This is a genomic window from Xenorhabdus budapestensis (assembly GCF_017743015.1).
GTDB classification, from domain to species: Bacteria; Pseudomonadota; Gammaproteobacteria; order Enterobacterales; family Enterobacteriaceae; genus Xenorhabdus; species Xenorhabdus budapestensis.
The window spans coordinates 4170001-4194409 of record NZ_CP072455.1; the positions used below are offsets into that span (position 1 = coordinate 4170001).

Sequence of the window (24409 nt, forward strand, 5' to 3'; positions counted from 1 at the left end):
GTTTTCCTGCTCATTCCATTCTTCACGGTCAGGAAATTGAATAGCCTGATTCATGTTGTAATTCTTTCCTTAAAATAGTTAAAACAGATTCTACTTCTGGTAGAACTCCATACCACAGTGCAAAAGCATGTGCAGCCTGTCCCACCAGCATCCCTAATCCATCAGCCAGACGTGAGACATTATTTCTCTGAGCAAAATCAAGAAAAGAAGTTAATCCCTGTTGGTAATACATATCGTAGCAAGCACTATCATCATGGAAAATCAGGGGTGATATTTCAGGAATACTCCCACTAAGACCAGAAGCTGTTGCATTGATGATAAGATCAAAATCCGGAGACAGGAGAGACTTTATATCAACGGCCTGGATATGACCTAATACAAAAAATTTATCCGCTATTGCTTGTGCACGTGCGAACGTACGATTAGTGATAGTAATCTTACAACCTGACTCTAATAAAGGAGAAATTACCCCTTTTGCTGCACCACCAGCCCCTATAATCAGTATATGCTGCCCTTGGCTAATAAAATTGAGTCGTTGCAAGTCTGCCAATAATCCAACACCATCAGTGTTATCACCAAAAACCTGATTATCTTCAATCATTTTTAAGGTATTAACTGCACCACTGAGTTTTGCGCGTTTAGTCAATTTATGTGCATACTCATAAGCTCGTTCTTTAAAAGGAACGGTAATGTTCGCCCCTAAACCGCCCCGCACAAAAAATTGCTCCAACGATTGTTCAAAATGTTCTATTGGAGCAAGTACCCGCCCATATTGATGCTCAATACCCGTTTGCTCAGCAAATAATCGATGAATATCAGGGGATTTACTGTGCGCAATCGGATTACCAAAAACCGCAAATTTATCCATTATTCCCTACCCTTGTCGATATAGTTTACCTGTCAAAGCATCCCTGATTTCTGATGGATTCTTACGCCCACCAATTTCCCCTTCTAATACCGGAAAATCGTTTCCAAATTGTCGACGAACCTCTTCTGCACTCCGACACGGCTCCAACCCACTCAAATTTGCACTAGTCGATACAAGAGGTTTCTCATAAAGGGAACATAATTGTTTAACTAAAGGATGATCTGTAACTCGAACGGCTAATTTTGAAAATTTCCCCGTCAACCATTTTGGTGTTGTCACTTTGGCTGGAATAACCCATGTCACTGGCCCCGGCCAAAAAGAAAAAACTGTCTTTTTTTGTTCATCATCTAACTGTTCATCATTAACATAGGAGTATAGCCGCTCATAGCTATCAGAAATAAGGATCAGCCCTTTTTCCCATGGCCTATTTTTCAGCAATAATAGTCTGTTAACCGCTGTTTCACTGTCAGGATCACAACCCAACCCAAACACAGCCTCTGTCGGATAAGCAATCACTTTTTCTTCTTTTAAGGCAGTAATAATTACATCAAATTCAGGTGAAACTTTATTACTCATTTTATTTCTCGGTTCTAATGAATTGCTGCTTGCTACACAATTTACTAGCGCAAAACAATTTAATGCCTTGAGCAGTTTTCTTCTCTATTAACAAGGGATAATGACAAAACTCACACTCCCCAGATATCGGTTTATTGTTCAGTGTAAACTGACATTCGGGATATCGATTACAGGCATGAAATGTTTTACCAAATCGTGACTTTCGTTGAAGTAATTTGCCTTGCTTACATTGAGGGCAATTAATTGAAGTATCATCAGGTTTATCGATGATTTCCGTATGATCACATTCAGGATAATTACTACAGCCAATAAACATGCCATACCGCCCTTGCCGTAAGACCAAGGTAGAGCCACATTTCGAACAAGTTTGTCCTTTTAATTCCTTGACAATATGTCCATCTGAAGATGCTTTTAACGGCCGAACATAACAGCATGACGGATAATTAGAACAGGCATAAAATGGGCCATGAGCTCCGTTGCGGATTACTAATTCAGCACCACAATCAGAGCAATGTTCTGTTTCTTTTATCGCAAAAGGCATCTTTTTAGGCATATCCTACTCGCTGAATATTAGCTACCATATTGAAAAACCATAACTTTTAGTAAAAGGGAAAACTCAATTCACTCGAACATAGCCACCAGCAACGACAGCGACTTTTCCCATCAGCTCAAGCTCCAATAGCTGGGTCATAACTTCTGTAATAGGAAGAGAAGAACGTTGGGCAATTATATCAACTGGTGTGACCTCATCACTTACGTTAACCAGCACATCAGCAAATGGCAACTCAGTTTGTTCAAATTGTTTATTATCTTCTTTCTCCAAATTAACCCATTGAAAGTTCGTCTGGATATGTTCCATAACATCCATCACATTGGTTGCTAAATAAGCTCCCTGTTTGATCAACCAGTGATTACCCTCATTTGAATTCACTCCCAGTGGACCTGGTAATGCAAAAATATCTCTTCCTTGTTCAAGTGCACAGCGGGCCGTAATCAGTGAACCACTATTCTGGTGAGCTTCAACAATAATAAGCGCTAAACTCAATCCGCTAATAATCCGGTTTCGTCTTGGAAAATTTTTGGCCTTAGGTGGTATATCGGGGAAAAATTCAGAAACCAGAACGCCATTTTCTTTTATACGGTGAGCTAATTTTTGATGACGGCTAGGGTAAATATTTTTAAGTCCACTTCCCAATACAGCTACAGTTTTTCCAGCCGCATCCACAGCCGCCTGATGGCAGATACCATCAATCCCAATCGCCAATCCACTGGTTACTACTACTCCATTTTCAGCTAATCCACCAGCAAATATCTTTCCCCATTTTTCACCATAAAAACTTGCTGATCTACTACCTACCATTGCAACTTGTTTCTCAGATAAAACGGTCATATCACCTGATACAAAAAGCACAAGTGGAGGAGAATAGATCTGTTTCAATAAAAGGGGATATGCCGGATGAGAGAAAGTCAATAAGTGATTCCCTTGTTGCTCCAACCAATTGAGACTCGAAACCAACACAGAAGGGTTGGCCTTTAGAAACTGTGTGCACTGCGAAGATGATAAACCACAATCTCTTATTACAGCATGATTGACATTTTTTGTTTGCAAAAGTCGCTCAATAATAGGCACTGCTTTTACGGCTGACAGATGAGAAACCATTCTCATTCGCAACCATATTTCCATCACTTCCATATTGTCATCCTGACTCAATAAGCTGTCACACTTACATGACTAATTTGTAGGCAATACTGTCAATCTAATCAGGAAATGTCTAGAATAGATTCCAATTATCACTCACTTTTTGGATGCAGTTCTAAACTTATATGTCAGTTTTACAAGTATTACATTACCCAGACGAGCGGCTTCGCACAGTTGCAAAACCAGTTGAAAAAGTTGATGCAAGAATCCAACGTATCATTGATGATATGTTTGAAACGATGTATGAAGAGGAAGGCATCGGTTTGGCAGCAACCCAAGTTAATATTCATCAGCGAATTGTTGTCATTGATGTTTCAGAAAACCGTGACCAGAGACTTGTATTTATCAACCCAGAACTAGTTAATGAATCTGGAGAAGCAGGAATTGAAGAAGGCTGTTTATCTGTTCCTGAACAACGTGCGTTTGTACCGCGTTTCGCGCAAGTCAAAATTAAAGCCCTGGATTATCATGGTCAACCATTTGAATTAGAAGCTGATGGTCTGTTAGCCATCTGTATTCAACACGAAATGGATCACTTGATCGGTAAACTGTTCGTTGATTATCTGTCACCGCTGAAACGTCAACGTATTCGTCAGAAAGTCGAAAAAATTGACCGACTGAGAGTCAAAGCCAAGTAAACTCATCATTACAGGAAATAACAGTGTCTGATTCTTTACATATTATTTTTGCCGGAACACCTGATTTCTCGGCTAGCCATTTGGCTGCTTTATTAAAATCGCAGCACCAAGTTGTTGGAGTACTCACTCAACCTGATAAACCGGCAGGAAGAGGTAATAAATTGACACCAAGTCCTGTAAAAGTATTGGCAGAAGAACACGGCATACCGGTTTTCCAGCCCAAAACATTACGTACAGAAGAAAGTCAACAGTGGGTCATAGATCAACAAGCTGATATTATGATCGTTGTTGCATACGGTTTGATCCTGCCTCAAGCAGTATTAGATATACCACGCCTGGGATGCCTCAATGTTCACGGCTCTTTGTTACCTCATTGGCGCGGTGCAGCACCTATCCAGCGCGCCATTTGGGCTGGTGATAAAGAAACTGGTGTAACGATCATGCAAATGGATGCAGGCCTTGATACTGGTGATATGCTGTTAAAAGCAACCTGCCCAATTACAAATGAAGATACTAGCGCAAGCCTGTATGACAAGCTTGCTAATATTGGCTCTGATGCATTACTCAATACATTGAACCTAATCACATCGGGAAAGAGCCAGCCAGAAATTCAGGATAATATTCTTGCAACGTATGCTGAAAAGCTCAGCAAAAATGAAGCAAAAATAGATTGGAGTTTGTCGGCAACCCAACTTGAACGCTGTATTCGTGCATTCAACCCTTGGCCAGTAAGTTACTTTTTTATTGATGAACAGCCTATCAAGGTTTGGCAGGCCAATGTCATTGAAGAAGGAACTAACCAAGCTCCAGGAACAATTGTTCATGCGGATAAGAAAGGCATTCAAGTTGCCACTACTGATGGGATATTGAATATTACTCAGCTGCAACCTTCTGGTAAGAAAGCAATGTCAGCCGCCGATTTATTAAACTCTAAAAGCGAGTGGTTCACTCCGGGTAACAAAATCAACTAAATATTCATTTGCCTGTATGCTGGCACCATACAGGTATCTTCCTTCTTTACTATTATGCTGATGATATTCAGCTTCTTAATCATACTTTTGACCATACTCATATCATGAAAAATATATATAACCTACGAAGCATCGCTGCAACAGCGATTAGCCAAGTGCTGGAACAAGGGCAGTCTCTCAGCTCTGTTATACCTGAACTCCAACAAAAAGTGTCTGACAAAGATAAAGCTCTTCTCCAAGAACTCTGTTTTGGCGTAATGAGGGTATTACCTCAACTGGAGTGGTTTATCTCCCAATTGATGGCAAAACCATTGAAAGGTAAGCAACGCGTTTTTCACTACTTGATCATGATTGGAATGTATCAACTTACGTATACACGCATACCTGCACATGCTGCACTTGCTGAAACTGTTAATGGTGCAATCAGCTTAAAACGCCCACAATTAAAAGGATTGATTAATGGTGTTCTCCGGCAATTTCAGCGCCAACAACAAGAGTTAGTCGAACAAGCCAATAATAATGTCAGTCACCATTTACATCCCAAATGGCTGTTGGCCCGCATCCAAAAAGCTTATCCACAAGATTGGAAAAATATTGTAGATGCAAATAATCAAAAACCACCTATGTGGCTACGTGTTAATCAGCTCCATTACTCTGCGAATCAATACATTGCCTTATTACAAGAAGCCAATATAGCAGCAGAGCTGGATAAAAATTATCCCAATGCAATTCGCCTGCTAACCCCTTGCTCTGTGAATATCCTGCCCGGATTTGATAAAGGTTGGGTCACCATTCAAGATCGTTCTGCTCAAGGGTGTGCTGAATTATTAATGCCACGTGATGAAGAAAAGATCCTCGATCTTTGCGCTGCTCCAGGCGGAAAAACAACCCATGTACTTGAGATAGCGCCAAACTCCAAAGTACTTGCTATCGATATTGATGAGCAAAGAATTAAGCGTGTGAAAGAAAATTTACAACGTCTTAGTTTACATGCTGTCGTCAAAACAGGCGATGGACGTCTTCCACATGAATGGGCTGCCGGAGAGCAATTCGATCGTATTCTGCTTGATGCACCATGTTCGGCAACAGGTGTGATCCGCCGTCATCCTGATATAAAGTGGCTAAGGAGAAATGAAGATATTGATCAATTAGTCACACTACAATCTGAAATTCTTGATGCTATTTGGCCATATTTAAAAAAGAATGGCACGCTGGTCTATGCAACATGTTCCATTTTACCAAATGAAAATAGTGAGCAAATCAAAGCATTCTTAGAACGACATGCAGACGCTGAACTCTCTGGAACAGGCACATTGGAAACACCCGGAATACAAATTACTCCAGAAACAATTGGTGGTGACGGTTTCTTTTATGCCCGATTGACTAAGCAATAATAATTTTCTCTCGCCCCTATCGGACGAGAGAGAATATAATGGCTTTGCTAAAATAACAAAAATAAAATGTAGCTTCTAACACACAAAGAGAATAGCTATGAAAATAATTATCCTGGGTGCTGGTCAAGTTGGTGGAACATTAGCTGAAAACTTAGTTGATGAGAACAATGACATTACTGTCGTTGATACCGATACAGATCGTTTACGCCAGTTACAGGACAAATTCGATCTACGAGTTGTGAATGGTCACGGATCTCACCCCAGAGTTTTGAGGGAAGCTGGAGCAGAAGATGCTGATATGTTGGTTGCTGTCACCAACTCAGATGAAACCAACATGATTGCCTGCCAAATTGCCTATTCTCTATTTAACACACCTAATAAAGTCGCCCGTATCCGTTCATCTGAATATATCCGCGAATCAGAAAAATTATTTCAACCTGATGATATCCCAATCGATTATCTGATATCCCCGGAACAATTAGTCATTGATTATATCTATAAATTGATTCAATATCCTGGAGCCTTGCAAGTTGTTAATTTTTCAGAAGGACGGATCAGCATTGTAGCAGTAAAAGCTTATTATGGTGGCTCATTGGTAGGTAACGCCTTATCCTCCCTCCGCGAGCATATGCCACATATCGATAGTAAAGTTGCTGCGATATTTCGACAAGATCGCCCAATCAGACCACAAGGTTCTACAATTATAGAGGCTGGAGACGAAGTATTTTTTGTTGCTGCATCACAGCATATCAGAGCTGTAATGAGCGAATTGCAACGCCTTGAAAAACCTTATAAGCGAATCATGATTGTCGGAGGCGGCAACGTTGGAGCAGGTTTAGCGTTACGTCTTGAAAAAGATTATAGCGTCAAACTTATCGAACATAATCAAGAAAGAGCAACTGAGCTTGCAGAACTACTGCACAATACTATCGTGTTCTATGGTGATGCTTCAGATCAAGAGTTACTGGCAGAAGAACATATTGAACAAGTTGATGTTTTCATAGCATTAACTAATGATGATGAAGCCAATATCATGTCAGCTATGCTCGCAAAACGAATGGGAGCCAAAAAAGCCATGGTACTTATTCAACGCAGTGCATATGTTGATTTGGTACAAGGTGGAGTCATTGATATTGCTATATCTCCACAACAAGCCACTGTATCTGCTCTACTTGGCCATGTCCGCAAAGCAGATATTGTCAGTGTATTCTCATTAAGGAGAGGCGTTGCCGAAGCTATTGAAGCCATTGCTCATGGTGACGAACACACTTCCAAAGTAGTTGGGCGTAAAATAGGAGACATAAAACTGCCTTCAGGAACAACAATTGGCGCTATTGTCCGTGGAGAAGAAGTCATCATTGCCAATGATTACAGCCTCATTCAGCAAGGCGACCATGTGATCATGTTTATTACGGATAAGAAATTCGTTCCCGAAGTAGAAAAGTTATTCCAGCCAAGCCCGTTCTTCCTATAAACGGTTTTCATTTCTACAGGTTCAAAAAATATATATGAGCACCTCCCGTTTGCCAAACATTGTACTTGATGACGACAGGACGATTGCAGCTATATATCCGGCTTTTCACAACAGATGCAGTTGCTAGCCCTAATGAAATTCGCCGACTCACACCTCATTACCTTTACGAACCCGGAGTTCAATATTTTTTCAGGCTTGGTGAGTCCCGGTCTGACCTGTTCTGTCATTACATACACTGCCTGGGCAATCTATTGAATATCGATATTTATTCCCTCAACGCACTATGTTGATGTCAAAGATGGATTATCCGGAAATATAGTCTTTTTGATAAGATCTTCCATGAGCAAGAACCGCCCATATCGTCCGCGCCATTTTGTTGGCCAAGGCAACTGACACCACATTGATTGGTCGACGCTTGAGCAGATCAGTGACCCACGGCCCGGGATCTCGTGCGTTCTGTATGACGCAGTGAGCTCCGTTGATGAGCAGTTTTCTCAGGTATTTGTCACCCCGCTTACTGATCCCCTGTAGCACTATTTTGCCACCTGTCCCGATCTGCCTCGGAACCAGCCCTATCCAGGCAGCGAATTCTCGGCCTGAACGGAAGGTCTTTGCATCCCCATTGACGCCACTGCCGTTGTTGCTGTCAGTAAACCAACACCGGGGATTTCACTGATGGCCTGCACGGCAGGATCATCTTTACTCAGCTCTCGTATCCGATATTCAATATCAGTGATACGTTTGTCTATCCGGTTTATTTCGCTCAGTTGTTCGTGCAGGCTGTTGATCAGGACAGCGGGCAATCATTCTGATAAACGGGAAAGAATGTCAGGTACTGACTTGACAAGACTGGCATACCCTTTTCCCATGACTTCACCATATTCAGCCAGTAATCCGTGGAGTTCATTCGTTTGCATCAAGCGGAACTTCATCAGTTGCGAACGTATCCTGTGTAGAGACAGCATCGCCTGTTGTGCCTCGGTCTTCACGGCAACGGCTTTACCCGGTTGCTGGACTGCACGCCAGATGGCTTGCGCATCGGCGATATCATTTTTGTTCCGGATATTAAAGGCCTTAACGTACTCACCTGGCATTAATTTAACCTGATGCCCCTGACTAATGAGTTGTCTGGCCCAATGATGTGCTCCGCCGCACGCTTCCATACCAATAAGGCAGGTATCACGGTTTGAAAAAAACGCGAGAAATTTGTTACGCTTGATGGCTTTGCTAAAGATTTCACCTGTTTGCTCATCAAGGTAATGAACCTGGATAATGTTCTTGGCAATGTCGACACCGACTGGCACAGGTTTCATTTTTGCTTCCTCCGGTTTGATCGGAAAAACGAGGTCGGATTATCACCGTGATAGTACTCCTCTCTTTCCCATTTTTGTCATCCCACATCCACGCTACCGCCAACATTTTGCGTAGAGGGGGAGGGCGGTGCTCATTTCATTATTTTTGCTCAAAACATTAGAAGACCAATGATAACAACTTGAAAAAATTATTATCATTGGCCTCCCAACCCACTATTTTTACCATGTTTTTCTTTACGACGATAACTTCCTTTACCCTTTTTATTTTTTTCTACCCTTTGCCTAAACAGAGGATCATGGAGAAGAGCTTCTATAGCATTATCTTTTATAACGCCTTTTTTATGGCGATATGTCGTCATAGTGACCTCAAGATGTAGTTGTTTAATTAAATTTAACCTGAATTCTGGATAAGAAATTGACGAAGTGCCTGTTCCAAGAGCAAAATTTTGGTGCACACCAAAAACCGCTCTGAGGAGGAACAGGCAATGAACAAATTAGTTGAAATTTTCTGCGATGTCGATGACTTTTGTCGTTTTTTCATGCCTCAATGGGAGCAGTTTTGTCTCAATAAGGGGTATCGTCTGTGCCGCAGACAAGGTCACATGTATCCCAGTGAAATTATGACCATCTTGATCCTCTTTCATATGTCGCATTACCGTGATTTTAAACATTTTTATCTGGAACATATTTGGAAATATCATCATACCGATTTTCCCACCTTGCTCAGTTATACCCGTTTTGTCAGTGTCGCCCCTGCCGTTTTGGTGCCACTATGCCGTTATTTGACGCAATTAAAAGGAAAAACCACCGGGATTGCTTTTATTGATTCCACGAGTTTGCGTGTGTGCCATAACGTCCGTATTCCCCGCCATAAGGTATTTGAGGGGGTAGCAAAACGAGGAAAAACCTCCATGGGAGGGTTTTACGGTTTCAAATTACATTTGATTGTTAACCATCGAGGCGAAATTCTGGCACTTAAAGTTACAGCGGGTAATGTGGATGATCGGGAACCTGTTCAAGAATTAGCAAAAGAATTAACGGGTTTTCTGTATGGTGACAAAGGTTATCTTAGCCAGGAACTGGCAGACGATTTAACTCAAACCGGTGTCACTTTCATCACGACAAAGCGCCGTAACATGAAAGCCCGTGTGCTGGCTGAGTGGGATAAGATAATGTTATCAAAGCGTTTTATCATCGAGACAATTAATGGGCAATTAAAAACAATTTCTCAAATAGAGCATTCTCGTCACCGAAGTATAACAGGATTTCTGTTGACCGTTTTAGGGGGTGTGATTGCTTACTGCCTTAAATGGAAGAAACCATCACTGAAAGTTTTCTACTCAGCAGAAGATTTCCCCGTGACGGCTTAAACGGATATATGGACACCGACTCGAATCAAGTGGGTGAGTAAATTTTTCTGACAACGTAGTCGCAAGCATCTATTCGGCTTCAATGAGCCCTGATGAAAATCCGCACTCTCTGCCCTTGTATCTTGAAACCCGTATAGAATAAATAATGACAGGGTTTAGCAAGGTTCATGTAGTCCGATGGATCCCTGGGCTTTGAAGCCCGCACTGGAGCAAATGACGCATGAACTAAGCTGCTCATCTGAAACCCGAACAGTTGCCTGATAACATTTCGTATATGCAAGGGTAGGTAAATATGAGTTTGCTGGATCCGCTGTGTGTTGGTATTGATGTATCCAAATCTTCTCTGGATGTTTCTGTTGGAGCAGTAGTATCGTTTACGGTCAGTAATGATACTGACGGTTTTGATATCATTCTGGCAAAACTCAGAGAAAAAAACATCTCTCTGATCCTTATGGAGGCCACCGGAGGACTGGAGAATGCTGTAGCGTGCTTTCTTCAGTCTGAAGGTTTTGACATCGCTGTCATTAATCCCAGGCAGGCTCGTGATTTTGCCCGGTCTATGGGGTATCTGGCTAAGACAGACAGCATTGATGCCAGAATGCTGGCCCAGATGGGAGAAGTGATTAATCGCCACCCAGACAGAGAACGATTTATTCGTTCCCTGCCTGACATTAAACGGCAAGCTCTCGCGGCAATGGTCGTGCGCAGACGACAGTTGATTTCTATGCTGGTTGCAGAACGTAACCGATTGTATCCTTCTCATCCACAGAGTCATAAGAGCATTAAGGCGATCATTGATGCGCTGGAAAAAGAACTGGCTCATATTGACCGGAATATGGATAAAACACGTCAGAGAACATTTCAAGGTATTGTCTGAGTTGTTCAGCAGTGTAAAAGGTATTGGCGCGGCTACCATTGCGACTTTGCTGGCTGAGGTTCCTGAACTGGGTAAACTTTCGCGTCGCGAAATCAGCGCGCTTATTGGCGTCGCCCCGATTAATCGCGACTCGGGAAAAATGCGCGGACGACGAACAACCTTTGGTGGAAGAGCCAGCGTTCGTGCAACGCTGTATATGGCCACACTTGTGGCAACTCGGTTTAACGCGGTTATCAGGCATTTTTACACCCGTCTGGTAGCAGCAGGTAAACCCAAAAAAGTGGCTCTGGTTGCCTGTATGCGTAAGCTTCTGACCATCATTAACGCAATGGTTAGAAATAGCCAGATATGGGATGAGTCTTACCATCAGTTGACTTCTTAAAAAATACGGTTGAAGACAGTTGCTCATTAATTCGACAGTCTCGATAGACTGATCCGTTTACCAGGTTCACAGAGAGTCGGTACTACCTGTCAGTACATCTGCTTAAGGATTTCTACTACATCAATGACATTGACATCATGAGTCACTCACCGTGCTTTATAACTTGATTGTGGGTTGACCCGTGCCCACGCGATTCGGGCATTTTTATTCGCCAGTGCAACAGACGCTTTATTGAGTCCGCTGCGGGATATCAAATCTTTTAACCAACGTTGCAATCCATTACATCGTTCGTCGGGGAGTTTTTGCACCCAATAAACCACTGAGCGGGCACCGTGGATCAGTATTCCACGCAAATAGCTATCCCCGCGTTTCGTGATCCCCAATAACCTAACGTTGCCTCCGCTGCTATGTTCTCTTGGTACCCGCCCCAGATAGCTGGCAAAATGGCGGCCATTTTTGAAGTCTTTGCTATCGCCCAAGGCTACCATCAGAGCCGATGCTCCCAGCGGACCGATACCCGGCAGTGTCAGTAGCCGCCCGATATCTTCCTGTTGCGCATTCAAGTGGTCGAGACGCTTATTCCGTTCCTTCAGACGCTGCTGCTGTTCTTTGAGTTCAAACAGCAGTTCCTGAAATAGTTCGCGGCTCATTGGGGTCAGGTCATTTTCCGCGTTTTCCAGATGTTCAGGCAAACATTGCTCCTCCTTATGAGCGCTTTCCGGGATGGCAATGCCATATTCCAAGCCCAATCCCCGGATCTGATTAATCCGCGCCGTTCTGTTTTTCATTAACCGCTGGCGAACCCGATGCAAACACTGAATATCCTGTTGTGCCTGTGTTTTTTCCGGGACATAACGCATCCCCGGACGACTGTCTGTTTCCACAATAGCCATAGCATCATTTTTATCATTTTTGCTGCCCATTCTGAATGGGCCGACATATTGGGGACTGATTTGCTTCACTTCGTGACCAAAGCGTTTAAATTGGCGACTCCAGTAGTTTGCACTGCCACACGCTTCCATCACAATTTTTGAAGGAGGCTGTTGCGCAATGAAAGTGATCAGTTTATTGCGTGAAACCACCGTATTTTTAATCACTTTGCCAAGCGGGGACGCAATATGTACTTGAAACACTCGCTTTGCCAGATCAATTCCGATAACTTGTTCCATTGGACACCTCTTCATATTTTTGCTGATGTATTCAGCATGGCTCACTGAAGCCGTTTTAGGGAGGGTGTCCATTTCATTAATTCGGGTTAAATTTAAGAACACAAATTGTACTCTTAGTTACTCAGAATAATAAAGAAAAATTATCTGTTTGTTGCTCCCTCTTCTAAGATTTCCAATATAGAACAATATGTACTAGTGTGTGCACTACCACAACAAGCATCACTCAACATTTTTAAAGAATCGCGCATTTTCTGCATTTCCAATATTTTTTCTTCTATTTCTTGTAATCTGGAATCAACAAGTTGCTTAGACTCTTGACAAGTATGATGCTCAGGATCAACACGAATAGATAATAATTCTACAATCGCGTCTAATGTAAAACCCAACTGTTTTGCATAACGAATAAATCGTAACCGCTGTAAATCTTGCTTTGTATAAAGCCGATATCCTCCTTCTGTTCTTTCCTCATGTTCCATCAATCCCTGTTTCTCATAAAAACGAACAGTATCAGGTGTAACATTCGCTAATTTAGCCAATTGCCCAATACGATACATAGCAACCTCTAATCAAACAGGAAATAAAATCAATACTACCAGAATAGATCAATAAATCACCACACCAGACGATGCTCACTATTAACTAAAGGATAACTAAAAGAAATCGGAAGGAAAAACATTAGACTGGATAGAAAAATAAAGAGCGATAAAAAACCGGGATAATACCCGGTTTTTTACGCTTCTACAGATTACTCTGCAGATGCTGCTTCTGTCTTAGACTCAGCGGCACGGTCAACAAGCTCGATATATGCCATCGGTGCATTGTCACCAGCACGGAAGCCACACTTCAGAATACGAGTGTAACCACCTGCGCGGCTCGCAAAACGCGGGCCCAGTTCATTAAACAGTTTTGCCACGATCTCGTTATCACGAGTACGGGCGAATGCCAGACGACGATTAGCTACGCTGTCGGTCTTGGCAAGAGTAATCAGCGGCTCAACGACGCGACGCAGTTCTTTCGCTTTAGGCAGAGTCGTCTTGATGATTTCATGACGAACCAAAGAACCTGCCATGTTGCGGAACATAGCTTGGCGATGGCTGCTGTTGCGGTTCAATTGACGACCACTCTTACGATGGCGCATGACCTTATCCTTCTCAGTAAAACCTTAACCTGTGATCTAGTTATTCATCAGCAATACTTGCTGGTGGCCAGTTTTCCAGACGCATGCCCAGAGAAAGTCCACGCGAAGCCAGTACGTCTTTAATCTCAGTAAGAGATTTTTTACCCAGATTAGGTGTTTTAAGTAACTCAACCTCAGTACGCTGTACCAAATCACCGATGTAGTGGATAGCTTCTGCCTTAAGGCAGTTAGCAGAGCGGACAGTCAATTCCAGATCGTCAACAGGGCGCAGCAGTATCGGATCAAACTCTGGCTTCTCTTCTTTAACTTCTGGTTGACGTACATCACGTAAATCAACGAAAGCTTCCAGTTGTTCAGCCAGAATAGTAGCTGCACGGCGAATCGCCTCTTCAGGGTCGATTGTGCCGTTAGTCTCCATCTCGATAACCAGCTTATCCAAGTCAGTACGCTGTTCTACACGAGCTGCTTCAACATTGTAGGCGATACGCTCTACTGGGCTATAGCAAGCATCTACTAACAAACGACCGATAGGGCGCTCATCTTCTTCCGAATGAATTCGGGCAGAAGCCGGCACATAACCACGACCGCGCTGAACTTTAATACGCATGCTAATGGAAGCGCTTTCGTCAGTCAGATGGCAGATTACGTGCTGCGGCTTGACGATTTCAACATCACCGTCATGGATGATGTCGGCTGCAGTCACAGGGCCAATGCCAGATTTATTCAAGGTAAGGATGACTTCATCTTTGCCCTGAACTTTCACCGCCAGCCCTTTCAGATTGAGGAGAATCTCCAGGATATCTTCCTGTACACCTTCTTTGGTGCTGTACTCATGCAGTACACCATCAATCTCAACCTCAGTCACCGCACAACCCGGCATAGACGAAAGCAGAATACGGCGCAGTGCGTTGCCAAGAGTATGGCCAAAACCACGCTCTAATGGCTCAAGGGTCACCTTGGCGTGCGTCGAACTGACTTGCTCGATATCTACCAGGCGCGGTTTTAGAAACTCTGTCACAGAACCCTGCATTGTGTCCTCTCTTTGGTGCTAAGCTTTACTTAGAGTAAAGCTCGACGATCAGGTGTTCGTTGATGTCAGCGGATAGATCAGTACGTTCAGGAATACGTTTGAACACACCTTCCATCTTCGCAGCATCAACTTCCAACCAAGTTGGTTTCTCACGCTGCTCAGCCAGCTCTAAAGCTGCCTTAATACGAGCCTGCTTTCTCGCTTTTTCACGAACGCTGACTACGTCATTCGGGGATACCTGATAAGAAGCGATGTTAACAACGCGACCATTTACCATGATAGCCTTATGGCTCACCATCTGACGTGATTCAGCGCGAGTCGCACCAAACCCCATACGATAAACGACGTTATCCAAGCGACTTTCCAGCAAAGTAAGTAGGTTTTCACCTGTGTTGCCTTTCAGACGAGTCGCTTCTTTGTAATAGTTACGGAATTGACGCTCCAGAACACCGTAAATACGACGAACTTTTTGTTTTTCACGTAACTGAACACCATAGTCAGACAGACGCGGTTTACGAGCGCCGTGCTGGCCTGGTGCTTGTTCTAATTTACACTTGGTGTCAATCGCGCGAACGCCAGACTTTAGGAAAAGGTCTGTACCCTCGCGACGGCTCAGCTTGAGCTTAGGACCCAAATATCTTGCCATTTTCTTTCTCCAACAATCCTAAAAACGAAACGTATTAAACGCGACGTTTTTTCGGTGGACGACAACCGTTATGAGGGATCGGAGTCACATCAGTAATGTTAGTGATGCGGAAACCAGCCGCGTTCAGTGCGCGGATAGTTGACTCACGGCCAGGACCAGGTCCTTTAACCATAACTTCCAGGTTCTTAATTCCGTATTCTTTTACAGCTTCAGCACAGCGCTCTGCTGCAACCTGAGCTGCGAACGGAGTAGATTTACGAGAACCACGGAAACCGGAACCACCGGCAGTTGCCCAACCCAAAGCGTTACCCTGACGATCAGTAATAGTAACAATGGTGTTGTTGAAAGAAGCATGGATATGAGCCACACCGTCAGAGACTTGTTTTCTTACACGCTTACGTGCACGAATAGGTGCTTTTGCCATTATTCAATACCCCGATTATTTCTTGATCGGTTTACGCGGACCCTTACGGGTACGTGCATTGGTCTTAGTACGCTGACCGCGAACAGGCAGACCACGACGATGACGCAAACCACGATAGCAACCAAGATCCATCAGACGTTTGATACTCAGGGTCACTTCACGACGCAAATCACCTTCTACAACGTATTTAGCAACTTCGTCACGCAGCTTGTCAATTTGCTCTTCAGACAGCTCACTGATCTTAACATGTTCAGCAATACCCACTGCTGCACAGATAGCCTGTGAGCGGGTTTTACCGATACCGTAAATCGAAGTTAATGCGATCACAGTATGTTTCTGATCAGGAATGTTAATGCCTGCTATACGGGCCACTATGCACTCCTACAATATTTATTCACCGCAACATCATTCTGAAAAGCCCGTTTTCAGGATACTCAAATAATGTTGCTGTCAGATAAAAAGATTGGCTGGCTAATTTAGCCAGCTCAACCCAACTTTGCAAGAAAAATATGCGATTAATTAGCCTTGGCGTTGTTTATGCTTAGGCTCTGCACTACAAATCACACGAACGATACCGTTACGTTTAACGATTTTGCAGTTGCGGCATAATTTCTTGACGGAAGCACGAACTTTCATTTTTACTCTCCGTAACTTCTCAAGCAAACCAATTAGCGATTATATCCTTTCAGGTTTGCTTTCTTCAATGCAGACTCATATTGACTCGACATCATCAGAGTTTGCACTTGAGCCATAAAGTCCATGATGACGACGACTACAATCAGTAGGGAAGTACCACCAAAATAGAATGGGACTTTCATTGCATCACGCATGAACTCCGGGATTAAGCAGATAAAAGTAATATATAACGCACCAACTAAGGTTAGACGAGTCATTACTTTATCAATGTACTTAGCCGTTTGCTCTCCCGGACGAATTCCTGGTACAAATGCACCGGACTTCTTCAGGTTATCTGCCGTTTCTCTTGGATTGAACACCAACGCCGTGTAAAAGAAACAGAAGAAGATGATTGCAGATGCGTATAATAACACATAAAGTGGTTGACCTGGCTGCAAATACATAGAAATAGTTGTCAACCAGCTCCAATTTGCTCCACTACCAAACCAAGAGGCTATAGTACCAGGGAACAAAATAATACTGGAAGCAAAAATTGCAGGGATAACCCCAGCCATATTCACTTTCAACGGTAAATGTGTACTTTGCGCTGCATAAACTCTACGACCTTGTTGACGTTTGGCATAGTTAACAACGATACGACGTTGACCACGCTCCATGAAAACAACGAAGAAAGTTACCGCAAACACTAAAACTGCAACCAACAGCAACAGGAGGAAGTGCAGATCGCCTTGCCGAGCTTGCTCGATGGTGTGACCAATTGCAGGCGGAAGGCCCGCAACAATACCAGCAAAGATTATGATTGAAATACCGTTACCAATACCTCGTTCAGTAATCTGTTCACCTAGCCACATCAAGAACATGGTTCCCGTGACCAGACTTACAACAGCCGTGAAATAAAATGCAAAACCTGGATTAATAACTAACCCTTGCATCCCAGGCATATTCGGCAACCCAGTAGCAATACCGATTGACTGGAATATTGCCAGCACTAATGTGCCATAACGGGTGTATTGACTGATCTTACGACGACCAGCTTCCCCTTCCTTCTTAATCTCTGCTAAACGGGGGTTAACCACTGTCAGCAACTGGATAATAATAGATGCAGAAATATACGGCATTATACCCAGTGCAAAGATGGAAGCACGGCTTAAAGCACCACCAGAGAACATATTAAACATTTCAATGATGGTGCCTCTTTGCTGTTCGAGCAATTTGGCAAGCACAGTGGCATCAATACCAGGGATTGGAATAAAAGAACCAATACGGAAAACAATCAGAGCTCCAATAACAAACAAAAGTCTGCGTTTTAACTCACCTAATCCGCCTTTAGCACTTTGAAAATCTAATCCCGGTTGTTTAGCCATCTGTTACTTATTCCTCAATTTTACCGCCAGCAGCTTCAATTGCAGCACGGGCGCCTTTGGTAACACGCAAGCCACGCACAATTACTGCACGATTAACTTCGCCAGAAAGTATAACTTTCGCGAACTCAATTTGAGGGCCAACAATATTAGCAGCTTTCAGTGCATTCAGATCGATAACATCGCCTTCTACGCGAGCAAAGTCAGACAAACGGATTTCCGCTGTGACCATTGCCTTACGTGAAGTAAAGCCAAATTTTGGCAAACGACGGTACAAAGGCATCTGGCCGCCTTCGAAACCACGACGTACGCCACCGCCAGAACGAGACTTCTGACCTTTGTGACCACGGCCGCCAGTTTTACCCAGACCAGAACCGATACCACGACCTACACGTTTAGGTGCGTGCTTGGCACCTTCAGCCGGAGACAGAGTATTTAAGCGCATCTGTTACTCCTCAACTTTAACCATATAGGAAACCAAGTTGACCATACCGCGAACCGCTGGTGTATCTTCACGCTCAACAGTATGACCAATGCGACGCAGACCTAAGCCAGTCAGAGTTGCCTTGTGTTTAGGCAAACGACCAATTGAGCTGCGAACCTGAGTAATTTTAATAGTCTTAGCCATAGTCATTACCCCAGAATTTCTTCGATGGATTTGCCACGCTTAGCTGCGACCATTTCTGGAGACTTCATACTGTCTAAAGCGTCCAGAGTTGCACGAACCACGTTGATTGGGTTAGTGGAACCATAGGTTTTAGCCAGTACGTTACGAACCCCAGCAACTTCCAGAACAGCACGCATTGCACCACCTGCGATGATACCTGTCCCTTCGTGAGCAGGCTGCATGAATACTCGGGAACCGGTATGTGTGCCTTTCACTGGGTGGTACAGAGTGCCGCTGTTAAGTGCGACGGTTTTCATATTGCGACGTGCTTTTTCCATCGCTTTCTGGATCGCTGCCGGAACTTCGCGTGCTTTGCCGTAACCAAAACCAACGCGACCGTTACCATCACCAACTACAGTCAGTGCTGTAAAGCTGAAAATACGACCACCTTTAACGGTCTTAGATACGCGGTTTACCGCGATCAGCTTTTCCTGCAGTTCGCCAGCTTGTTTTTCGATGTGAGCCATCTTACACCTCTACCTTAGAACTGAAGGCCAGCTTCACGGGCAGCTTCTGCCAGTGCCTGGACTCTACCATGATATTGGAAACCAGAACGGTCAAAGGATACGTTTTTGATACCTTTTTCCAGAGCACGTTCAGCAATAATTTTACCAACAACTGCTGCGGCTTCTTTGTTTCCAGTGAATTTCAATTGTTCACTGATAGCTTTTTCTGTTGTAGAAGCTGCCACCAGAGTTTCAGAACCATTTGGTGCGATAACCTGCGCGTAAATATGGCGAGGGGTACGATGTACCACCAGGCGAGTTGCACCCAGTTCCTGGAGCTTGCGGCGTGCGCGGGTCGCACGACGGATACGAGCTGCTTTCTTATCCATAGTGTTACCTTACTTCTTCTTAGCCTCTTTGGTACGCACGACTTCATCGGCGTAACGAACACCCTTGCCTTTGTATGGCTCAGGACGACGATAGGCACGCAGATCTGCCGCAACCTGACCAATCACCTGCTTATCAGCACCTTTCAGTACGATTTCAGTTTGTGATGGGCATTCCGCAGTAATGCCTGCTGGCAGTTGATGCTCAACCGGATGCGAGAAGCCTAAAGACAAACTAACAGTGTCGCCTTTAACTGCTGCACGGTAACCAACACCCACCAGTTGAAGCTTCTTAGTGAAGCCTTCGTTAACACCGATAACCATTGCATTCAGCAGAGAACGAGTTGTACCTGCCTGTGCCCAAGCATCTACAAAACCTTCGCGTGGAGCGAAAGTCAGTTGGTTATCTGCATGTATAACTTCAACTGCTCTGTGGATTTCACGACTCAATTCGCCGTTTTTACCCTTAATCGAAATAACCTGACCGCTGAGTTTAACCTCTACGCCGGCAGGAATGACGACGGGTGCTTTTGCAACACGAGACATTCTTTCCTCCCGAATTAAGCTACGTAACAGAGAATCTCGCCACCCAGACCAGCCTGGCGAGCTGCACGATCAGTCATTACACCTTTAGAGGTAGAAACAACAGCGATACCCAAGCCAGCCATAACTTGTGGCAGCTCATCTTTTTTCTTATAGATGCGCAGACTTGGACGGCTTACACGCTGGATGCTTTCTACAACAGCCTTACCTTGGAAGTATTTCAGAGTAACTTCCAGTTCTGGCTTGGTGTCGCCTTCGATTTTAAAATCTTCAATATAACCTTCTTCCTTCAGCACTTTGGCAATTGCCACTTTCAGCTTGGAGGAAGGCATGGTGACCGCAACTTTATTCGCGGCCTGACCGTTGCGGATACGGGTCAGCATATCCGCGATCGGATCTTGCATGCTCATCTGTCTTTACTCCCGTGATTCAATTGGTGACAATTACCAGCTAGCCTTTTTAAGGCCCGGGATTTCACCGCGCATAGCGGCTTCACGGACTTTAATACGGCTCAACCCAAACTTCCGCAAAAATGCATGCGGACGCCCAGTTTGACGGCAGCGGTTACGCTGACGGCAAGGGCTGGAATCACGTGGCAGTGTTTGCAGCTTGAGAATAGCATTCCAACGTTCTTCATCAGATGCTTTTACATCAGAGATGATCGTTTTCAGTTCAACGCGTTTTGCGAAGAATTTCTCAGCTAACTTCGCACGTTTTACATCACGTGCTTTCATTGATTGCTTAGCCATGAATACCCTGCCTTACTTGCGGAACGGGAAGTTAAACGCAGCCAACAGTGCGTGGCCTTCATCATCAGATTTCGCAGTAGTGGTGATGGTAATATCCAAACCACGTACACGATCCACTTTATCGTAGTCGATTTCAGGGAAGATGATTTGCTCACGAACACCCATACTGTAGTTACCACGTCCATCAAATGATTTAGCGGACAAACCACGAAAGTCACGGATACGTGGTACAGCAATAGAAATCAGGCGCTCAAAGAACTCCCACATGCGTTCGCCACGCAGGGTTACTTTACAGCCGATTGGATAGCCCTGACGGATTTTGAAGCCTGCAACTGATTTGCGTGCTTTGGTGATCAGTGGTTTTTGACCAGAAATTGCCGCCAAATCAGCCGCTGCGTTATCCAGCAGTTTTTTGTCAGCAATCGCTTCACCAACACCCATGTTCAGGGTGATCTTCTCGACCCGAGGGACTTGCATGACAGAATGGTAACCAAACTGAGTCATCAGTTTTTTGACTACCTCGTCTTTGTAGTAATCATGCAGTTTCGCCATCGTATACTCCAAATTACTTGATAGTTTCGTTGTTAGATTTGAAGAAACGTACTTTTTTGCCGTCTTCGAATCTAAAACCTACACGGTCAGCCTTGCCGGTTGCTACATTAAAGATTGCAACGTTAGAAGCCTGGATAGCTGCTTCTTTTTCAACGATACCACCTGGTTGGTTCAGAGCCGGAACTGGCTTCTGATGTTTTTTAACCAAGTTGATACCTTCAACAACAATCTTACCAGAAGAAAGAACCTGTTTTACTTTACCGCGCTTACCTTTGTCTTTACCAGTCAGCACGATGATTTCGTCATCACGACGGATTTTCGCTGCCATTGCCTGCTCCTTAGAGTACTTCAGGTGCCAGAGAGATAATTTTCATGAACTTTTCATTACGAAGTTCACGAGTCACCGGCCCAAAAATACGCGTACCGATAACTTGCTCACTATTGTTATTCAACAATACGCAAGCATTGCTATCGAAGCGAATGACAGAACCGTCCGGGCGACGAACACCCTTCTTGGTGCGCACCACTACCGCTTTCAGGACATCACCTTTTTTCACTTTACCGCGAGGAATTGCTTCCTTGATAGTGATCTTAATGATATCACCGACGTCTGCGTAGCGACGGTGCGAGCCACCTAGAACCTTGATACACATTACGCGACGTGCACCGGAGTTGTCGGCCACGTTCAGCATAGTCTGTTCTTGGATCATTTTAGTGCTCCGCTAAATGTCAACTACTACTGAGCCACTTTATTTTTAAAGAGGCCGTTTCAATATCCCATACTACGAGGGCGCGGCATTATAACACCACATCTTCGTGATGGACAGAAAAATAAACGGCCCCGTTATTTTTTGAGCCGTTTACTTCTTACGAGATAACGTTCTACTATAGAACCGCTTTCTCTACAACGCGAACTAAGGTCCAAGATTTAGTCTTAGACAGTGGACGGGTTTCGCGGATTTCCACTACATCACCAATTCCACATTCATTGTTCTCGTCATGTACATGCAACTTAGTCGTACGCTTGATGAACTTACCATACAGAGGGTGTTTCACCTTACGCTCAATAGCAACAACGATGGATTTTTCCATTTTGTCGCTAACAACACGACCTTGCAGAGTACGGATTTTATCGGTCATTACGCACCCGCCTTCTCAGTCAGTAAAGTCTTAACGCGTGCAATATTACGACGCACTTGTTTCAACAGGTGAGACTGTTGCAGCTGGCCACTTGCTGCCTGCATACGCAGATTAAATTGTTCACGTAACAGATTCAGCAGCTCAGTGTTCAGCTCTTCAACGCTTTTTTCGCGCAGCTCTTGTGCTTTCATTACATCACCGTCTTAGTTACAAAGGTGGTTTTGATAGGCAGTTTCGCTGCCGCCAGCTTGAATGCTTCACGAGCCAGCTCTTCAGGCACACCGTCCATTTCATACAGGACTTTACCAGGCTGGATCAAGGCAACCCAATACTCTACGTTACCTTTACCTTTACCCATACGCACTTCGAGTGGCTTCTCGGTGATTGGTTTGTCTGGGAACACACGGATCCAGATTTTACCTTGACGCTTAATTGCACGGGTCATAGCACGACGTGCCGCTTCGATCTGACGAGCTGTCAGACGACCACGGCCCACAGCTTTCAGACCGAAAGTGCCGAAGCTGACATCCGCACCTGCAGCCAGACCGCGGTTACGGCCCTTGTGCACTTTACGGAATTTCGTACGCTTTGGTTGTAACATCAGCGACTCTCCTTACTTGCGGCCTTTACGCTGCTGCTTTCTAGGTTGTACAGTCGGTTTTTCCGCCTGTTCAACTGCAGCCATACCACCCAGGATCTCACCTTTGAAGATCCATACCTTAACGCCGATTACACCATAAGTGGTGTGCGCTTCTGAAGTGTTGTAGTCGATGTCTGCACGCAGAGTGTGCAGAGGTACACGACCTTCACGATACCATTCAGTACGTGCGATTTCAGCACCACCCAGACGGCCGCTTACTTCCACTTTGATGCCTTTAGCACCCAGACGCATTGCGTTCTGTACAGCACGTTTCATAGCACGACGGAACATAACACGACGTTCCAGCTGCGCACTGATGCTGTCAGCAACCAATTTTGCGTCCAGTTCAGGTTTACGCACTTCGACAATATTAATCTGCGCAGGAACACCAGCGATGTCCGCTACAGCTTTGCGCAGCTTTTCGACGTCTTCACCTTTTTTACCGATTACGATGCCTGGACGAGCAGTGTGGATAGTCACACGGATGCTTTTCGCAGGACGTTCAATAACGATACGTGAAATAGATGCTTTAGCCAGTTCTTTATTCAAGTACTGGCGAACTTTAAAGTCACTGTCCAGGTTGTCAGCGAATTCTTTGGTATTCGCATACCAGGTAGAGTTCCAAGGTTTGACAATCCCCAGACGAATACCATTAGGATGTACTTTCTGACCCATTGCTAGTCTCCAGAGTCTCAGCGATCGGACACAACCACAGTAATGTGGCTGGTGCGCTTCAGGATACGATCTGCACGGCCTTTGGCACGAGGCATAATACGCTTCATGGTTGGACCTTCATCTACGAAAATTTTCGCAACTTTCAGATCATCGATGTCAGCGCCATCGTTGTGTTCTGCGTTAGCAATAGCAGACTCAAGTACTTTCTTCACTAAACCAGCAGCTTTTTTGTTGGTAAAGGTCAGAATTTCCAGAGCTTGCGACACTTTCTTACCGCGGATCAGGTCAGCCACAAGACGAACCTTCTGAGCAGAAGAACGAGCGTGGCGATGTTTAGCGATAGTTTCCATCTCTTCCTCCTACCTTAGCGCTTTTTAGCCTTTTTATCGGCCGCATGGCCGCGATAAGTACGGGTCGGCGCGAATTCACCCAGCTTGTGACCAACCATTTCGTCGGAAACAAAAACTGGAACATGCTGACGACCATTATGGACAGCGATGGTCAAACCGATCATGTTAGGAAAGATCGTTGAACGACGGGACCAAGTCTTAATAGGCTTTTTGTCTCCGCTTTCCACCGCTTTCTCTACCTTCTTCAGCAAGTGCAGGTCAATAAATGGACCTTTCTTGAGAGAACGTGGCATGG

General features: G+C 44.4%; 35 protein-coding genes and 3 pseudogenes (1 of these 38 cut by a window edge). 6 read left to right on the forward strand and 32 right to left on the reverse strand.

What is annotated here, in order from left to right:
- From HGO23_RS18400 to dprA, 5 genes are all read right to left on the reverse strand, one after another.
- Positions 1 to 54, reverse strand: partial view of a DUF1488 family protein gene (locus HGO23_RS18400; RefSeq protein ID WP_209027456.1) — the 5' end (the start) only. 216 nt of this gene lie to the left of the window's left edge; only the first 54 of its 270 coding nucleotides appear in the window; the start codon lies at positions 52 to 54; the stop codon falls past the left edge of the window.
- A complete protein-coding gene (aroE, locus tag HGO23_RS18405; protein ID WP_209027457.1) occupies positions 29 to 868 on the reverse strand; it encodes a shikimate dehydrogenase in 840 nt (279 codons plus the stop codon). Before aroE ends, HGO23_RS18400 begins: the two co-directional genes overlap by 26 nt.
- Before the next feature lie 6 nt (positions 869 to 874).
- Positions 875 to 1444, reverse strand: coding sequence for an L-threonylcarbamoyladenylate synthase type 1 TsaC (gene tsaC, locus HGO23_RS18410; protein ID WP_099134183.1), 570 nt, complete (start codon positions 1442 to 1444; stop codon positions 875 to 877).
- A gap of 1 nt (position 1445) precedes the next feature.
- The gene (locus HGO23_RS18415) at positions 1446 to 1997 is read right to left on the reverse strand and encodes a DNA topoisomerase family protein (protein ID WP_099134182.1); all 552 of its coding nucleotides are present in this window, start codon (positions 1995 to 1997) and stop codon (positions 1446 to 1448) included.
- Between the two features lie 63 nt (positions 1998 to 2060).
- A complete protein-coding gene (gene dprA / locus HGO23_RS18420; protein ID WP_209027458.1) occupies positions 2061 to 3137 on the reverse strand; it encodes a DNA-protecting protein DprA in 1077 nt (358 codons plus the stop codon).
- Positions 3138 to 3268: 131 nt separating this feature from the next.
- Here dprA and def point away from each other — a divergent pair, with 131 nt between their 5' ends.
- The 4 genes from def to trkA all read left to right on the forward strand — a co-directional run bounded on the left by def (position 3269) and on the right by trkA (position 7620).
- On the forward strand, positions 3269 to 3781 hold the full coding sequence (gene def / locus HGO23_RS18425) for a peptide deformylase (protein WP_209027459.1): 513 nt from the start codon (positions 3269 to 3271) through the stop codon (positions 3779 to 3781).
- 23 nt (positions 3782 to 3804) lie between these two features.
- Positions 3805 to 4752 carry a methionyl-tRNA formyltransferase gene (fmt, locus tag HGO23_RS18430; protein WP_099134179.1) on the forward strand — a complete coding sequence of 316 codons (948 nt, stop codon included), beginning with the start codon at positions 3805 to 3807 and terminating at the stop codon, positions 4750 to 4752.
- Positions 4753 to 4856: 104 nt separating this feature from the next.
- Positions 4857 to 6146, forward strand: coding sequence for a 16S rRNA (cytosine(967)-C(5))-methyltransferase RsmB (rsmB, locus tag HGO23_RS18435; RefSeq protein ID WP_099134596.1), 1290 nt, complete (start codon positions 4857 to 4859; stop codon positions 6144 to 6146).
- 97 nt (positions 6147 to 6243) lie between these two features.
- Complete coding sequence (gene trkA, locus HGO23_RS18440) at positions 6244 to 7620, forward strand: Trk system potassium transporter TrkA (protein ID WP_099134178.1); 1377 nt, start codon at positions 6244 to 6246, stop codon at positions 7618 to 7620.
- A gap of 303 nt (positions 7621 to 7923) precedes the next feature.
- Here trkA and HGO23_RS18445 read toward each other — a convergent pair.
- Positions 7924 to 8933, reverse strand: a pseudogene (locus HGO23_RS18445) (IS110 family RNA-guided transposase).
- A 157-nt stretch (positions 8934 to 9090) separates the two neighbouring features.
- Positions 9091 to 9292: pseudogene (locus HGO23_RS18450) on the reverse strand (alternative ribosome-rescue factor A).
- Between the two features lie 126 nt (positions 9293 to 9418).
- On the opposite strand from HGO23_RS18450, the gene HGO23_RS18455 reads away from it, so the two are divergent.
- Both HGO23_RS18455 and HGO23_RS18460 read left to right on the forward strand, forming a co-directional pair.
- Positions 9419 to 10303, forward strand: a complete 885-nt coding sequence (locus HGO23_RS18455; protein ID WP_209027460.1) for an IS982 family transposase — start codon at positions 9419 to 9421, stop codon at positions 10301 to 10303.
- Between the two features lie 292 nt (positions 10304 to 10595).
- Positions 10596 to 11562: pseudogene (locus HGO23_RS18460) on the forward strand (IS110 family RNA-guided transposase).
- A 146-nt stretch (positions 11563 to 11708) separates the two neighbouring features.
- On the opposite strand, the gene HGO23_RS18465 reads toward HGO23_RS18460, so the two are convergent.
- The 25 genes from HGO23_RS18465 to rpsS all read right to left on the reverse strand — a co-directional run bounded on the left by HGO23_RS18465 (position 11709) and on the right by rpsS (position 24407).
- Positions 11709 to 12731 carry an IS110 family RNA-guided transposase gene (locus HGO23_RS18465; protein ID WP_209027461.1) on the reverse strand — a complete coding sequence of 341 codons (1023 nt, stop codon included), beginning with the start codon at positions 12729 to 12731 and terminating at the stop codon, positions 11709 to 11711.
- A gap of 140 nt (positions 12732 to 12871) precedes the next feature.
- Complete coding sequence (gene zntR, locus HGO23_RS18470) at positions 12872 to 13285, reverse strand: Zn(2+)-responsive transcriptional regulator (protein ID WP_209027462.1); 414 nt, start codon at positions 13283 to 13285, stop codon at positions 12872 to 12874.
- 191 nt (positions 13286 to 13476) lie between these two features.
- Positions 13477 to 13869 (reverse strand): 50S ribosomal protein L17, encoded by a 393-nt coding sequence (rplQ, locus tag HGO23_RS18475; RefSeq protein WP_038269636.1) that lies wholly within the window; start codon positions 13867 to 13869, stop codon positions 13477 to 13479.
- Between the two features lie 40 nt (positions 13870 to 13909).
- Positions 13910 to 14899 carry a DNA-directed RNA polymerase subunit alpha gene (locus tag HGO23_RS18480; protein WP_038269634.1) on the reverse strand — a complete coding sequence of 330 codons (990 nt, stop codon included), beginning with the start codon at positions 14897 to 14899 and terminating at the stop codon, positions 13910 to 13912.
- Positions 14900 to 14924: 25 nt separating this feature from the next.
- Complete coding sequence (gene rpsD / locus HGO23_RS18485; protein WP_099134173.1) at positions 14925 to 15545, reverse strand: 30S ribosomal protein S4; 621 nt, start codon at positions 15543 to 15545, stop codon at positions 14925 to 14927.
- 34 nt (positions 15546 to 15579) lie between these two features.
- Positions 15580 to 15969: a 30S ribosomal protein S11 gene (gene rpsK, locus HGO23_RS18490; RefSeq protein ID WP_002919257.1), complete on the reverse strand. Its 390-nt coding sequence runs from the start codon at positions 15967 to 15969 to the stop codon at positions 15580 to 15582.
- Between the two features lie 15 nt (positions 15970 to 15984).
- Positions 15985 to 16341, reverse strand: coding sequence for a 30S ribosomal protein S13 (gene rpsM / locus HGO23_RS18495; RefSeq protein WP_209027463.1), 357 nt, complete (start codon positions 16339 to 16341; stop codon positions 15985 to 15987).
- Between the two features lie 147 nt (positions 16342 to 16488).
- Complete coding sequence (rpmJ, locus tag HGO23_RS18500; protein ID WP_012768118.1) at positions 16489 to 16605, reverse strand: 50S ribosomal protein L36; 117 nt, start codon at positions 16603 to 16605, stop codon at positions 16489 to 16491.
- Positions 16606 to 16637: 32 nt separating this feature from the next.
- Positions 16638 to 17969 (reverse strand): preprotein translocase subunit SecY, encoded by a 1332-nt coding sequence (gene secY / locus HGO23_RS18505; protein ID WP_099134171.1) that lies wholly within the window; start codon positions 17967 to 17969, stop codon positions 16638 to 16640.
- 7 nt (positions 17970 to 17976) lie between these two features.
- On the reverse strand, positions 17977 to 18411 hold the full coding sequence (rplO, locus tag HGO23_RS18510) for a 50S ribosomal protein L15 (protein WP_209027464.1): 435 nt from the start codon (positions 18409 to 18411) through the stop codon (positions 17977 to 17979).
- Between the two features lie 3 nt (positions 18412 to 18414).
- On the reverse strand, positions 18415 to 18594 hold the full coding sequence (gene rpmD / locus HGO23_RS18515) for a 50S ribosomal protein L30 (protein ID WP_008913894.1): 180 nt from the start codon (positions 18592 to 18594) through the stop codon (positions 18415 to 18417).
- Between the two features lie 5 nt (positions 18595 to 18599).
- Positions 18600 to 19100 (reverse strand): 30S ribosomal protein S5, encoded by a 501-nt coding sequence (gene rpsE / locus HGO23_RS18520; protein WP_099134169.1) that lies wholly within the window; start codon positions 19098 to 19100, stop codon positions 18600 to 18602.
- 14 nt (positions 19101 to 19114) lie between these two features.
- Positions 19115 to 19468: a 50S ribosomal protein L18 gene (gene rplR, locus HGO23_RS18525; protein ID WP_099134168.1), complete on the reverse strand. Its 354-nt coding sequence runs from the start codon at positions 19466 to 19468 to the stop codon at positions 19115 to 19117.
- A gap of 9 nt (positions 19469 to 19477) precedes the next feature.
- Positions 19478 to 20011 (reverse strand): 50S ribosomal protein L6, encoded by a 534-nt coding sequence (gene rplF, locus HGO23_RS18530; RefSeq protein ID WP_209027465.1) that lies wholly within the window; start codon positions 20009 to 20011, stop codon positions 19478 to 19480.
- A gap of 14 nt (positions 20012 to 20025) precedes the next feature.
- A complete protein-coding gene (rpsH, locus tag HGO23_RS18535) occupies positions 20026 to 20418 on the reverse strand; it encodes a 30S ribosomal protein S8 (RefSeq protein ID WP_038269618.1) in 393 nt (130 codons plus the stop codon).
- Between the two features lie 33 nt (positions 20419 to 20451).
- Positions 20452 to 20757 (reverse strand): 30S ribosomal protein S14, encoded by a 306-nt coding sequence (rpsN, locus tag HGO23_RS18540; RefSeq protein WP_099134166.1) that lies wholly within the window; start codon positions 20755 to 20757, stop codon positions 20452 to 20454.
- A 12-nt stretch (positions 20758 to 20769) separates the two neighbouring features.
- On the reverse strand, positions 20770 to 21309 hold the full coding sequence (gene rplE, locus HGO23_RS18545; protein ID WP_099134165.1) for a 50S ribosomal protein L5: 540 nt from the start codon (positions 21307 to 21309) through the stop codon (positions 20770 to 20772).
- Positions 21310 to 21322: 13 nt separating this feature from the next.
- Positions 21323 to 21637: a 50S ribosomal protein L24 gene (gene rplX, locus HGO23_RS18550; RefSeq protein ID WP_099134164.1), complete on the reverse strand. Its 315-nt coding sequence runs from the start codon at positions 21635 to 21637 to the stop codon at positions 21323 to 21325.
- Positions 21638 to 21647: 10 nt separating this feature from the next.
- Positions 21648 to 22019: a 50S ribosomal protein L14 gene (rplN, locus tag HGO23_RS18555; protein WP_004246955.1), complete on the reverse strand. Its 372-nt coding sequence runs from the start codon at positions 22017 to 22019 to the stop codon at positions 21648 to 21650.
- 175 nt (positions 22020 to 22194) lie between these two features.
- Positions 22195 to 22449, reverse strand: coding sequence for a 30S ribosomal protein S17 (gene rpsQ, locus HGO23_RS18560; protein WP_010847485.1), 255 nt, complete (start codon positions 22447 to 22449; stop codon positions 22195 to 22197).
- Positions 22449 to 22640, reverse strand: a complete 192-nt coding sequence (gene rpmC, locus HGO23_RS18565) for a 50S ribosomal protein L29 (RefSeq protein WP_010847484.1) — start codon at positions 22638 to 22640, stop codon at positions 22449 to 22451. Before rpmC ends, rpsQ begins: the two co-directional genes overlap by 1 nt.
- A complete protein-coding gene (rplP, locus tag HGO23_RS18570; protein ID WP_012990491.1) occupies positions 22640 to 23050 on the reverse strand; it encodes a 50S ribosomal protein L16 in 411 nt (136 codons plus the stop codon). The genes rpmC and rplP overlap by 1 nt, the downstream gene beginning before the upstream one ends.
- A gap of 12 nt (positions 23051 to 23062) precedes the next feature.
- Positions 23063 to 23764, reverse strand: coding sequence for a 30S ribosomal protein S3 (gene rpsC, locus HGO23_RS18575; RefSeq protein ID WP_099134163.1), 702 nt, complete (start codon positions 23762 to 23764; stop codon positions 23063 to 23065).
- Between the two features lie 17 nt (positions 23765 to 23781).
- Positions 23782 to 24114 (reverse strand): 50S ribosomal protein L22, encoded by a 333-nt coding sequence (gene rplV / locus HGO23_RS18580; protein WP_038269610.1) that lies wholly within the window; start codon positions 24112 to 24114, stop codon positions 23782 to 23784.
- A gap of 14 nt (positions 24115 to 24128) precedes the next feature.
- Positions 24129 to 24407: a 30S ribosomal protein S19 gene (gene rpsS / locus HGO23_RS18585; RefSeq protein WP_011148791.1), complete on the reverse strand. Its 279-nt coding sequence runs from the start codon at positions 24405 to 24407 to the stop codon at positions 24129 to 24131.
- Positions 24408 to 24409 lie beyond the last annotated feature (2 nt).